Raw genomic sequence first — 12,475 nt, forward strand, 5'->3', positions numbered from 1 at the left:
CAGTAGCCACCCTTGCCACGATTAGTAAGAATCAGTCAAACTAGAACAATACCGTATTTTAAATCCCTCTGGAGACTACATGAAACTGAAATCCGTTTTGCTGGCCATGAGCGTGGCGCTCAGCTTCAACGCCTACGCCCAGGCGCCGATCGTCATCAAATTCAGCCACGTGGTGGCAACCGACACGCCGAAGGGCCAGGCCGCGGAGCGCTTCAAGCAGCTGGCCGAGAAGGCCACCAATGGCCGCGTCAAAGTCGAAGTCTATCCAAATAGCCAACTGTATAAGGACAAGGAAGAACTGGAGGCGCTGCAGCTGGGTGCCGTGCAGATGCTGGCGCCGTCGCTGGCCAAATTCGGCCCGCTGGGCGTGAAGGAGTTCGAGGCGTTCGACCTGCCTTACATCTTCCCGTCCAAGACCGCGCTGTATAACGTCACCGAGGGCGAAATCGGCAAGGGCCTGATGAAGAAGCTGGAGCCGAAGGGTATCACCGGCCTGGCGTTCTGGGACAATGGCTTCAAGGTCATGTCGGCTAATAAGCCGCTGCATACGCCGGCGGATTTCAAGGGCCTGAAGATGCGCATCCAGTCGTCCAAGGTGCTGGACGCGCAGATGCGCGCATTGGGCGCGAACCCGCAGGTGCTGGCGTTCTCCGAGGTGTATCAGGCGCTGCAGACCGGCGTGGTCGATGGCACCGAGAATCCGCCGTCGAACATGTACACGCAGAAGATGCACGAGGTGCAGAAGTATGTGACCGTGTCCAACCACGGCTACCTGGGTTATGCGGTCATCGTCAACAAGAAGTTCTGGGACGGCCTGCCGGCGGACATCCGCACCGCGCTGGATAAGGCGATGAAGGAAGCCACCACGTTCGAGAAAGCCATCGCCCAGCGCGATAACGACCTGGCGCTGGAAGCGATCAAGAAGGCCGGCAAGACCACCATCTATACCCTGAGCGTGAAAGAGCAGGCCGACTGGCGCAAGGCGCTGCTGCCGGTGCAGAAGGATATGGAAGGCCGTATCGGCAAGGACCTGATCTCGGCGATCAACAAGGAAGCAGCTAAATAATTTAGCTGGTTTTCAAGCTAAGAGGGAGGCCGGCGGCCTCCCTTTTTTTATTACATCAATCCCATCGCCTTGGGCAGCCACAAGGACAGCCCCGGCCAGTAGGTCACGATCACCAGGAACACCAGCATCGTCAGCAGCCACGGCATCACAGCCACGGTCAGCTCGGAGATGCTCATCTTCGAAATGCCGCTGGCCACGTACAGGTTCAGGCCGACCGGCGGATGGCACAGGCCCACTTCCATGTTGGCGTCGATCATGATGCCGAAGTGGACGGCGTCGATGCCCAGGCGGATCGCGGCGGGGTGCAGGATAGGCGCCATCACCAGGATGATCGACGACGGTTCCATCACGTTACCGGCCAACAGCAGCAGGATGTTGGTGAAGAACAGGAAGCCGGCCTGGCCCAGGTCCTTGGCCAAAATCCAGTCCGCCATCGCCTGCGGGATGTTCTCGTGCGCCATCAGGAAGGAGAACAGCACGGCGTTGGTGATGATGTACAGCAGCATCGCGCTCAGGCTGGCCGATTTCTTCAGCACTTCCGGCGTTTTCTTCAGCGGCATGTCCTTGTAGACGAACACCGAGATGATGAACGCATACACCGCGCTCATCGCGGCCGCCTCGGTCGGCGTGAAGATGCCCTTGGTGATGCCGCCGATGATGATCACCACCAGCATCAGGCCCCACACGCTGTCCTTGAACGCCTTGCCGCGCTCGCCCCAGGTGGCCTTGCGCATGCGCGGGTATCCGTTCTTCTTGGCCAGCACCCAGGTGGTGGTGCATAGCATCACGGTCAGCAGGATGCCGGGGAACAGGCCGGCCAGGAACAGCGCGCCGATCGAGGTGTTGGTGGAGATCGCGTAGATTACTTTCGGGATCGACGGCAGCATCAAAATGCCCAGCGAGCCGGCGGTGATGATGACGCCGGCGCCGAAGCGCTTCGGATAACCCTGCTTGACCATGGCCGGCAGGATGATGGAGCCGATCGCCACCACCGTCGCCACCGACGAGCCGCACACCAGCGCGAACATGGCGCAGGCGATGATGCCGGCCAGCGCCAGGCCGCCGTGCCAATGGCCGATCAGGCTGGTGGCGAACTTGATCATGCGCTTGGCCACGCCGCCGTGGGTGAGGAAGTTACCGGCCAGGATGAACAGCGGGATGGCCATGATCTCGAACTTCTCGATGCCGCTGAACAGCTTGAGCGCCACCGCCTCGACCGGCACGTGGGTCAGCAGGTACATGAACATCAGCACCGTCAGGCCGAGCGCGATGGAGACCGGGATGCCGGTCAACATCAGCGCCAGCAGCAGCGCGAACACGATGCCGACCTTGCCGCCGATGACGCACACCGACAGCAAAATGGCGGCGATGCCGATCAGCCACGCCGCGGCGCGCTTCTTGGACATGACCTTGACCGAATCGAGTGCCGTTGCGCCGCTCATTTCGCACCTCCGTGGGCTGGGGTTGGCTGGACGGCGGCGAACATCTCGTCATCGTCGGCGTCGTCCAGGCCTTCGACGTGCGATTCGTCCTGGTGCGGCATCTCGCCGGTGCGCCAGTAGACCAGCGACACCTGGATGAAGCGGAAGCACATCAGGTAGGAGCCCATCGGCACCACCGAGTAGATGAACCAGGTCGGCCATTCCAGGTCGGGCGTGGTCGGGCCCTCGGTCAGCGCGCTGACATCCATGCCCAGCTTGTTGAACAGCGCGTAGTGCATGCCGTTCTCCCACACGAAGGTCAGGCCCAGCGTGCCGATGATGCCGGTAAACAGCATGCCGCAGGCCAGCGCGACGTAGGTGGCGCGGCGGCGCCAGGCCTCCGGCAGGCGGCTCACCAGCACGTCGACGCCGACGTGCACGCCCATGCGCACGCCGTACGCGGCGCCGAACTTGGCCATCCACACGAACATGATGATGGCCAGTTCCTGCGCCCATTCAAAGTGCAGCGACAGCAGGTAATCCTGGACGCCCGGGATGGGCAGGCCGGTGCCGTAGCGGTGCACCACGGACAGGAAGATGATCAGGGTGGCCCCTGCCATCAGGAAGGTGATGATCCACTCTTCCAGATGATCCAGTAGTTTTGTAAACATGATTGTCTCTAGTTTTATTGATGCCAGGAAATCCGGCATTTTCGCCTAAATTATATTTTTGTCGCGCACGGAGCAATGAGGGGTACTACTAGGTCTTTTGCCAAGACTCATGCCTAATACCACAACTTTCCTGATGTGCGTCAAATTTGTTTCACGTTTAAAGCAAGGGGCGCTCGGGACCGAAAAAAAAGGAGAAAAAGCCAAATAGATACGATATGATTGCGTCGCTCTCAGGGATAACTGCATATCGATATGCCACCCGGTAGCAAGAGCCCAGAATTGTAGGTGGGGAGTGTGTAGAGAAACGGTACTGAATACCGGCGAAAGATCGAGGAGACACACGTTTTACAGAATGTCGTTGTTATAGTCGCTGCAGGCCGCCACAAGCGCGCTACGGGGACAGGCAAACGACCGGGAACGTGAAGCAGGATTTGAAAACGCACCGCAAGGTGCGTTTTTTTTTTGCCGGACGCCGGCGGCGCGCAATTACAATGCAACTGTGTGGTTTTTTTAATGTAGTTTGAATGCAACAAAATGGTGCATTTCGACAACTTCAGCCGGCTTTTTTGGTGCATAGAGTGTGATGAAAATACAACAGCAGCATGAATTGTTTTCCGCCGTTTTGGACTTGCCGCTTGGAAAACTGGGCGTGCGCACGGCAGGTGGCCTGATCACCGAACTGTGCTACCTGCCGCCCCACTTTGATGCAAAAGCGCCACAGGACGCGGTGGCGGAGCTGGCCGCGACGCAGCTGGCCCGCTACTGCGAGGACGCCGATTTCGCCTTCGACCTGCCGCTCAAGCGCGCCGGCACCGAGTTCCAGCACAAGGTCTGGGACGCCATCCGCTCCATCCCGCGCGGCAGCGTGCGCACCTACGGCGAGCTGGCCAAACACATCGGCTCGGCGCCGCGCGCGGTGGGCCAGGCCTGCGGCGCCAACTGGTTCCCGGTGGTGATCCCGTGCCACCGCGTGACGTCCTCGTCCGGCCTGGGCGGCTTCGCCAACAGCGACGACCCCAACGGCTACCTGCTGGGGATCAAGCGCTGGCTGCTGGCGCACGAAGGATCGAGCGAATACGCATGGCAACAGACAACACTGCTCTGATCGACGAGTTCTGCGACAGCCTGTGGCTGGAGGACGGCCTGTCGAAGAACACGCTGGAGGCCTACCGGCGCGACATGCGCCTGTTCGCCACCTGGCTGGAGAAGAAGCGCCCGCAGGTGGCGGGGCTGGCGGCGGTGGCCGCGCACGACATCGAGGCCTATATCGCCGCCCGCCACCAGGACAGCGGCAAGGCCACCTCGTCGAACCGGCGGCTGTCGGTGCTGCGGCGCTTCTACCAGATGCTGCTGCGCCAGCGCCGCATCGCCGACGACCCCACGCTCAAGCTGGTGTCGGCCAAACAGCCGGCCCGCTTTGTCCACACCTTGAGCGAAATTCAAGTGGAGGCGCTGCTGGCCGCGCCCGACGTCGCCACGCCGCTGGGCCTGCGCGAGCGCACCATGCTGGAGCTGATGTACGCCAGCGGGCTGCGCGTGTCCGAGCTGGTCACGCTCAAGCTGCTGGAGCTGAGCCTGAACGACGGCGTGCTGCGCATCACCGGCAAGGGCGCCAAGACGCGGCTGGTGCCGTTCGGGCAGCAGGCGCGGGTGTGGATCGAGCGCTATGTCAAGGAAGCGCGTGGCGTCATTCTCAACGGCCAGGTCGACGACGCGCTGTTCGTCACCGCGCGCGGCGGGCCGATGACGCGGCAGATGTTCTGGGTCTTAATTAAAAAACATGCCTTGAAGGCCGGCATCACCGCGCCGTTGTCGCCCCACACGCTGCGCCACGCCTTCGCCACCCACCTGCTGAACCATGGCGCCGACCTGCGCGTGGTGCAGCTGCTGCTGGGCCATTCGGACATTTCGACCACACAAATCTACACCCACGTCGCCCGCGAACGCCTGAAGCACCTGCATGCGCAACATCATCCCCGAGGCTGAAAAACTTGCGTTGGCCGTAACTGCGTCATAATGTGGGCAGGTAATCGAACCGTATAAAGAAGAGGTGGCACATGGCAAAGACAAATTTCGCGTATGAGAAGCGGCAGCGTGAGCTGGAAAAGAAGAAAAAAGCGGATGAAAAAGCCCGGCGCAAGGCCGAGCTGAAGAACAATCCCGGCCTGGCCCAGGAAGGCGAGCTGGACGAGGCTGACGGCGACGAGGCCGCCGACGGCGAAGCCGCCGCCGAGTAAGCGCGAAAAAAAACCGGGCATACAGCCCGGTTTTGCGTTTCTGAAGCCAGGTCAAGCCACTTCGTTGCGCGCCTTGATGTCGTGCATCGGCTCGATGGCGTCGTGCAGCGCGGCTTCCTCGTCGTGCGCGCGGCCCTTGAAGAAGCGCACGCAGCGTTTGCCCAGGCTGTCCAGGTAGGTGTAGGCCACCGGCACCACCACCAAGGTCAGCAGGGTGGAGGTGATCACGCCGCCGATCACCGCGCGGCCCATCGGCGCCTGCGTCTCGCCGCCGTCGCCCATGCCGATCGCCATCGGCAGCATGCCGAACACCATCGCCAGCGTGGTCATCACGATAGGCCGCAGCCGCACCTGGCCGGCCGACATGATGGCTTCGCGCTGGCCCATGCCGCCTTGCTGCGCGTGGTTGGTGAAGTCCACCAGCAAAATCGCGTTCTTGGTCACCAGGCCCATCAGCATGATGAAGCCGATCACCGAGAAGATGTTCAGCGTGCTGCCGGTGACCAGCAGCGCCACCAGCACGCCGATCAGCGACAGCGGCAGCGACATCATGATCGCCACCGGCTGCAGGAAGCTGCCGAACTGCGAGGCCAGCACCAGGTAGATGAAGATCACCGCGATGCCCAGCGCGATGATGGCCGAGGACATGCTCTCTTCCATGTCCTGCGCGTTGCCGCCCACGTCGAAGCGCACGCCGGCCGGCAGGTCGATTTCCTTCATGGCCTTCTTGACGTCGCTGTCGACGTCGCCGCCCGGACGGCCTTCGACCGACGCGTACACCGCCACCCGGCGCTGCAGCGCCTGGCGCTTGAGCACCTGCGGGCTGAACGAGGGCACGAAGTCCACCACCTGGCGCAGCGGCACCATCACCGGACGGCCGTCCGGGCCCAGCTTGCTCGACGCCAGCGACAGGTCGGCCAGGTCGGCGATCTTCTGCCGGCCCGACTTGGGCAGCTGCACGTTGACGTCGTAGTTCTGGCCATCGTCGGCCAGGAAGTGGCTGGTGGTGTCGCCCGCCACGAACGGCCGCAGCGCGCTGCCGATCTGCTGCACCGACAGGCCCAGGTCGCTGGCCAGCTCGTTGTTGATCTTGACCGTGGTGGACGGGTTGGCGCCTTCCTGGCTGTACTCCAGGTCGGCCACGCCCTTAATCTTGCGCATCTTGTCCATCAGGTGGTGGGCCACCGTGTCGAGCTTGCCTTCGTCGGTGCCGAGGATGGCGATGAAGATCGGCTTCCAGCCCACCGACATGGTGATGCCGGCGATCTTGCTCAGGCGCGCGCGCACCACGCCCTCCAGCTCCTTCTGCGAGCGGCGCTTGTAGGTCTTGCGGTCCTGCAGCTTCATGTCGATCTGGGCGTTGTTGCGGCCTTCCTGCGTGCCCACCACCGAGATCACGCTGGCGATTTCAGGGAAGGCCTTGAGTGCTTCCTCGACCTGGTGCACCTTGTTGTCGGTGTACTCCAGGCTGGAGCCGACCGGGGTCTTCAGGTGCAGGTTGATCCAGCCGTTGTCCTGGTCGGGGAACATCTCGCCGCCGATCATCGGCACCAGCATCAGGCTGGCCACGAACAGCGCGGCGGCCGAGGCCAGCGTCAGCTTGCGCCAGCGCAGCGCCACGCCCAGCACCTTGCCGTACACCACGTGCAGCTTCTCGACGCCACCCTCCAGCCAGTGCATGAAGTTGCCCAGCCATGGCACGTACTTGAAGCGGTCCTTGACCGGGTCCGGCCACACCGACGACAGCATCGGGTCCAGCGTGAAGCTGACGAACAGCGACACCAGCACGGCCACCGCGACGGTGATGCCGAACTGCAGGAAGAAGCGGCCGATGATGCCCTGCATGAAGGCCACCGGGATGAACACGGCGACGATGGCGAAGGTGGTGGCCATCACGGCCAGGCCGATTTCATTGGTGCCGTCCTCGGCCGCGCGGCGGTGGTTCTTGCCCATGCCGAGGTGGCGCACGATGTTCTCGCGCACCACGATGGCGTCGTCGATCAGCAGGCCGATGCACAGGGACAGCGCCATCAGCGTCAGGAAGTTGAGCGTGAAGCCGAAGAACTTCATGGCGATGAAGCTGGCCATCACCGAGATCGGCAAGGTCAGGCCGGTGATGATGGTCGAGCGCCACGAGTGCAGGAAGAAGAACACGATGATCATCGTCAGCACCGCGCCTTCGATGATGGTTTCCTTCACGTTGTCGAGCTGGCTTTGCACCTTCAGCGATTCATCGTTCAGCACGGTCAGCTTGATGTCGGCCGGCAGCGTCTTCTGCAGGTCGGCCGCCACCTTCTGGATGCGCTTGCCCACTTCGACCACGTTGGCGTCCTGCACCTTGGTGATGTCGAGCGTGATGGCGCGCTGGCCGTTCAGGCGCGACACCGACAGCTCTTCCTGCGCGCCGTCGATCACGGTGGCGACCTGCTCCAGGAACACCGGGCCGTTGGCGCGGCGCGCCACGATGATCTTGTTGAAGTCGCGGGCGTCCTTCATCTTGCCCTCGACCCGCACCAGCTGCTCGTTGCCGGCGTAGCTGATGGAGCCGGCCGGCAGATTGGTGTTGGTGGCCTGGATGGCGTTGATCACCTCGTCCACGCCGATGGCCTGCGCGTTGAGGTCGCTGGGGCGCAGGCTGATCAGGATCTGGCGCGAGGCCGTGCCGTTCAGGCGCACCTGGCCGACGCCGGCCACGCCCTGGAAGCGCTTGCCGATCAGCTGGTCGGCCATGGTCGACAGGTCGCGCAGCGTATGGTCGGTGGCGGTCAGGCCGATCTGCGCGATCGGGCGGCTGTTCTCGCCCTCGAAGCGGACAATGAACGGATCCTTGGCTTCCTTCGGGAAGCGCGGGCGCACCTGGGCCACCTTGTCGCGCAGGTCCTGCATGGCCTTGTCCATGTTGGTGGACAGTTCGAAATCGATGTAGACGCCGGAGCGGCCTTCCCACGAGTTGGCGCGCAGGGTCTTGATGCCGCTGACGGTGTTGACCACGTCCTCGATCGGGCGGGTGATGTCGTTCTCCACCGCCTCCGGCGAGGCGCCCGGATAATTCACCTCGATCATCGCGCCGGGGATGTCGACGTTGGGCATGGACTCCAGGCCCAGCTCGCGGTAGGAGAACAGGCCCAGCACGACCAGCGCCACCATCACCATGGTGGCGAAGACCGGGTTCTGGATACTGGTTTTAGTGATCCACATGATCAGCCCTTCTGCGCCAGCATGGCGGACTTGGCCGGCTGGGCCGGCGTGGCGAGACTGGCCGGCAGCTTGACCTGGCTGCCCGCCTTGACGCTGTCGAGCTTGGAGACGATGACGTTGGCGCCTTGCTCCAGGCCGTCCACCACTTCGGCGTAGCCCTCGTCCTCGTTGCGCAGGCCCAGCTTGACCGGCTGCGCGATCACCTTGCCCTGTTCAATCTTGTACACCACCTGCTGGCCCTTCTCGGTGCGCAGCGCCGTCACCGGCACGATGGGCATGACGGCAGAACGGTCGGTGACGATGCTGCCCTTGGCGAACATGCCGGCGCGCAGCGCGCTGTCCTCGTTCCTGACCGAGATGTAGACCAGCATCGCGCGCGAGCCGGCCTCGGTGGCCGGGTTGATGCGCGCCACCTTGCCGTTGAAGGCGCGGCCCTGGAAGCCGTCTACCCTGAACTGCACGTCCTGGCCCACCTTCACGCGCGGGATCTCGGAGGCCGGCACCTGCGCCTCCAGCGTCAGCTCGGACAGGTTGACGATGCTGTAGACCGGCATGTCCGGCGCCAGCTTCTCGCCGGCCTGCACGTGGCGCTTGCTGACCACGCCGCTGATGGGCGCCTTGATGACGCCGTCGTTGAGCGCGATGCGGGCGATCTCCACCATCGCGGCGGCCGACTTGACGTTGGCGCGCGCCAGGTCGACGCTGTTCTGCGTCGCATCGTAGGCGGTCTGCGCGATGAATTTCTGCTTGAGCAGGGCCAGGCTGTTGGCCTCGTTCTTGGTGGCCAGCGACAGCTTGGCCTGCGCCTCGTCCAGCATGGCTTGCTGCTGTTGCAGGCGCGCGCGCAGGTCGGCCTGGTCGATGCGCGCCAGCACTTGGCCGGCGGACACCGCCATGCCTTCCTGCACCGTGGTGGCCTCCACCACGCCCGAGACCTTGGACTTGATGGTGGCCGAACTCAGGGGCGCCAGCGAGCCGGATAAGGGCAAGCTGACCGCCAATGATCGTGCTTCGACGGCGGCGATATCGCCGCTGGACAGTTCGAAGACTTCCTGTTTCTTTTTATCGTCCTTGGCCGCTTGCGCGCTGGGCGGCGGCGCGTCCTTCTTGCTATGCATGACGGTCCAGCCGCCGCCGGCCAGGCCAATGACGATCAGCACCGCCAGCGGAGTGCGCCAGCGTTTGCCGCGCACCGTGGATTGTGGGGAGACGGGCAAGGTTTCAAGTTTCATATCGTTCTTCTGTCAAAAGGTCGCCACGGCGGATAGTGCCACTGTAGGAATTTTCAAGGCGGGCCGCCAGTCCGATGCGACAGGTGGCGCAAAAATGCGGATGAACTGCAAAAACGCGGGATCGAGCGCGTTTGACCAAACTCAATGGTCGATTCCCCGAAGCGGCAAGAATGAAAGACTGGCCTGAGAGGGCGATATGCCGGAGAGGGCCACGTGGCTACACCAGACAACAACACCGACGCGGACTTGCTCGCGATGTACCGGCAGACCAGCGACGCGTTGCTGCTGTTGCAGGATGGCGTCATCACCGGCTGCAACCCGGCCGCGCTGGCGCTGTTCGACGGCGGCCAGCCGGACCATCTGCTGGGGCTGGGTCTGGTTGATTTGTCACCATTGCAGCAGGCCGAGGGCGTGCTGTCGGCGGGGGCGCTGGCCGACCTGCTGGCCGACGCCGAGCGCGACGGCAATCGCCAGTTCGAATGGTGCTGCGTGGGCTGCGGCGGGCGCCAGTTCTGGGCCGAGGTGCTGCTCACCACCATCGGCCCGCGGCGGCTGTGCGCGGCGATCCGCGACATCTCCGCGCGCAAGCAGGACCAGCTGGTGCTGCACCTGGCGCTGCTGACCGACATCGCCGACCGCCGCCGCTCCGAGGAGCACACCCGCCACCTGGCCGAGCACGACTTCCTGACCGACCTGCCGAACCGCGTGCTGCTGCTCGACCGCCTGAGCCTGGCGCTGGCGGCGGCGCGCCGCAAGCGCGGCCGGCTGGCCATCCTGTTCCTCGACCTGGATCGCTTCAAGAACATCAACGACGCGCTCGGCCACCACGTCGGCGACCAGCTGCTGCGCGAGGTGGCGGCGCGGCTGGTGCGCTGCGTGCGCAGCGTTGACACCGTCAGCCGCCAGGGCGGCGACGAGTTCGTCATCATGCTGGCCGAGATCGGCGCCATCGACCAGGTGGCGCACGTGGCCGAGACCGTGCTCAACGCCATCGGCCAGGAGTTCGTGCTGGAGCCGCACCGGCTGCACGTGAGCACCTCGATCGGCATCAGCATCTACCCGGACGACGGCGCCGACCTCGACACCCTGATCCGCAACGCCGACCTGGCCATGTACCACGCCAAGGAAAACGGGCGCAACGGCTTCCAGTTCTTCAGCCCGGCGATGAACGCGCAGATCGTCGAGCGGGTGGCGTTCGAGAACGACTTGCGGCGCGCGCTGCGCGAGCAGCAGTTCGTGCTGGAGTACGAGGCCCAGGTCGACATCGCCAGCGCCCAGCCGATGGCGGCCGAGGCGCTGCTGCGCTGGCGCCATCCTTCGCTGGGCCTGCTGCGGCCGGAGCGTTTCATGGCGGTGGCCGAGGAGAGCGGCCTGATGGTGCCGATCGGCCAGTGGGTGCTGGAGCAGGCCTGCCGCGAGGCGCGGCGCTGGCAGCAGGCCGGCCATCCGCTGGCGGTGGCGGTCAACCTGTCGCCGACGCAGTTCCTGCAACGTAACCTGGCCGACCGCGTGGCGGCCGCGCTGGCCGCCTCCGGGCTGGCGCCGGAGCTGCTGGAGCTGGAGCTGACCGAGGCGGTCATCATGAAGCACGTGGCCGCCGCGCCGGCCACGCTGCGCGCGTTGCGGGCGCTGGGCGTGCGGCTGGCGATCGACGATTTCGGCACCGGCTACACGCGGGTAGGCCACCTGCGCGAGTACCCGTTCGACAAGCTCAAGATCGACCGCACCTTCATCCGCGACATCGGCGGCGACGGCGCGGCGCCGCCGACGGCGGTGGTGGCCATGATCGCGATGGCGCGCAGCCTGGGCTTGACGGTGCTGGCGGAAGGGGTGGAGACCGAGGCGCAGCTGCGCTTCCTGGCGCAGCACGGCTGCGACCAGTTCCAGGGCCATTACGTGGCGCAGAACGGCATGCTGGACGGCCTGGATGGCTTGCTGGATGGCGGTGCATAGGCCCCGCCGCGCCGGCGGACCGGCGCTTGCGAGGAATGGCCTTAGAGCGCCTCGGGCGCGCGTTCGCCGTACAGGCGCAGCCGCACCAGCACCTGGCCGTGGTCGGACGCCTCCGGCATGTCCTGCAGCAGGTGGTCGTTCAGGTAGCGCACGTCCAGCACCTCGCCCACCGCATGGCGCGAGGCCGGGTTGAACTCCTCCGACACCAGCACGTGGTCGATGGTCATGCAGTGGCCGTCGTGGATGTTGGTGTAGCCGGAGCGGCGTATCGCGTCGCGCTCCAGCTGGATCTGGTTGCAGTCGAACATGCGCCCGCTCAGCTCCTCGCCCGGCAGGCAGCCAGCGCCCGCTCCCATGACGATGGCGGTGGTGACGGCGTCGGCGGTGTCGTTGAAGTCGCCCAGCACCACGCGCGGCCGGCGCGCGCCGCGTTCGAGCTGGCTGATCAGCGCGCGCAGCGCCACCGCCTCGGTGCCGCGCCGGATCAGCGAGCGCAGGTTGGCCTGGGCGTACTGCATCGGGTCGGCGCAGTTGTCGCCGCTGGTGTAGTCGGGGCGCTTGGATTTGAGGTGGACCACGATCACGTCGACGATGCGGCGGTCCGGCAGCAGCACCTGGGCGTGCAGCGGCGCGCGGGCGAAGTGGTCGGCGTCGCGGCTGCCGGGCGGCAGCGCCACGCCGTCGGGGAAGGCGCGTA

10 protein-coding genes are annotated in these 12,475 nt (G+C 64.6%); 5 read left to right on the plus strand and 5 right to left on the minus strand.

All coding sequences use genetic code 11. The annotated features are described in order from the left end of the window. The first annotated feature begins 79 nt into the window (after positions 1-79). Positions 80-1,066: a TRAP transporter substrate-binding protein gene (locus tag GTP90_RS07850; RefSeq protein WP_161082971.1), complete on the plus strand. Its 987-nt coding sequence runs from the start codon at positions 80-82 to the stop codon at positions 1,064-1,066. Between the two features lie 50 nt (positions 1,067-1,116). On the opposite strand, the gene GTP90_RS07855 is transcribed toward GTP90_RS07850, so the two are convergent. Further along, positions 1,117-2,508, minus strand: coding sequence for a TRAP transporter large permease (locus GTP90_RS07855; RefSeq protein ID WP_371875032.1), 1,392 nt, complete (start codon positions 2,506-2,508; stop codon positions 1,117-1,119). Next, a complete protein-coding gene (locus tag GTP90_RS07860; protein WP_161082972.1) occupies positions 2,505-3,158 on the minus strand; it encodes a TRAP transporter small permease in 654 nt (217 codons plus the stop codon). Before GTP90_RS07860 ends, GTP90_RS07855 begins: the two co-directional genes overlap by 4 nt. 583 nt (positions 3,159-3,741) lie before the next feature. Here GTP90_RS07860 and GTP90_RS07865 point away from each other — a divergent pair. The 3 genes from GTP90_RS07865 (at position 3,742) to GTP90_RS07875 (ending at position 5,395) form a co-directional block, all read left to right on the plus strand. After that, positions 3,742-4,263 carry a methylated-DNA--[protein]-cysteine S-methyltransferase gene (locus GTP90_RS07865; protein WP_161082973.1) on the plus strand — a complete coding sequence of 174 codons (522 nt, stop codon included), beginning with the start codon at positions 3,742-3,744 and terminating at the stop codon, positions 4,261-4,263. Beyond that, entirely contained in the window at positions 4,239-5,144 is a 906-nt protein-coding gene (gene xerD / locus GTP90_RS07870; protein ID WP_161082974.1) for a site-specific tyrosine recombinase XerD, read from the plus strand. The genes GTP90_RS07865 and xerD overlap by 25 nt, the downstream gene beginning before the upstream one ends. Positions 5,145-5,215: 71 nt before the next feature. Continuing rightward, entirely contained in the window at positions 5,216-5,395 is a 180-nt protein-coding gene (locus GTP90_RS07875) for a hypothetical protein (RefSeq protein WP_161082975.1), read from the plus strand. 51 nt (positions 5,396-5,446) lie between these two features. Here GTP90_RS07875 and GTP90_RS07880 read toward each other — a convergent pair whose 3' ends face one another. Together GTP90_RS07880 and GTP90_RS07885 are read right to left on the minus strand one after the other, a co-directional pair. Next, the gene (locus tag GTP90_RS07880; protein ID WP_161082976.1) at positions 5,447-8,593 is read right to left on the minus strand and encodes an efflux RND transporter permease subunit; all 3,147 of its coding nucleotides are present in this window, start codon (positions 8,591-8,593) and stop codon (positions 5,447-5,449) included. Between the two features lie 2 nt (positions 8,594-8,595). Continuing rightward, the gene (locus tag GTP90_RS07885; protein WP_161082977.1) at positions 8,596-9,825 is read right to left on the minus strand and encodes an efflux RND transporter periplasmic adaptor subunit; all 1,230 of its coding nucleotides are present in this window, start codon (positions 9,823-9,825) and stop codon (positions 8,596-8,598) included. A gap of 213 nt (positions 9,826-10,038) precedes the next feature. Between GTP90_RS07885 and GTP90_RS07890 the strand changes: the two genes are divergently transcribed. Continuing rightward, positions 10,039-11,778 carry a putative bifunctional diguanylate cyclase/phosphodiesterase gene (locus GTP90_RS07890; protein ID WP_371875033.1) on the plus strand — a complete coding sequence of 580 codons (1,740 nt, stop codon included), beginning with the start codon at positions 10,039-10,041 and terminating at the stop codon, positions 11,776-11,778. 41 nt (positions 11,779-11,819) lie between these two features. Here GTP90_RS07890 and GTP90_RS07895 read toward each other — a convergent pair. Next, on the minus strand, positions 11,820-12,475 hold a 656-nt coding region (locus GTP90_RS07895), incomplete at its 5' end, for an endonuclease/exonuclease/phosphatase family protein (protein ID WP_161082978.1).

This window comes from Duganella vulcania (genome assembly GCF_009857655.1).
Taxonomy (GTDB): domain Bacteria; phylum Pseudomonadota; class Gammaproteobacteria; order Burkholderiales; family Burkholderiaceae_D; genus Rugamonas; species Rugamonas vulcania.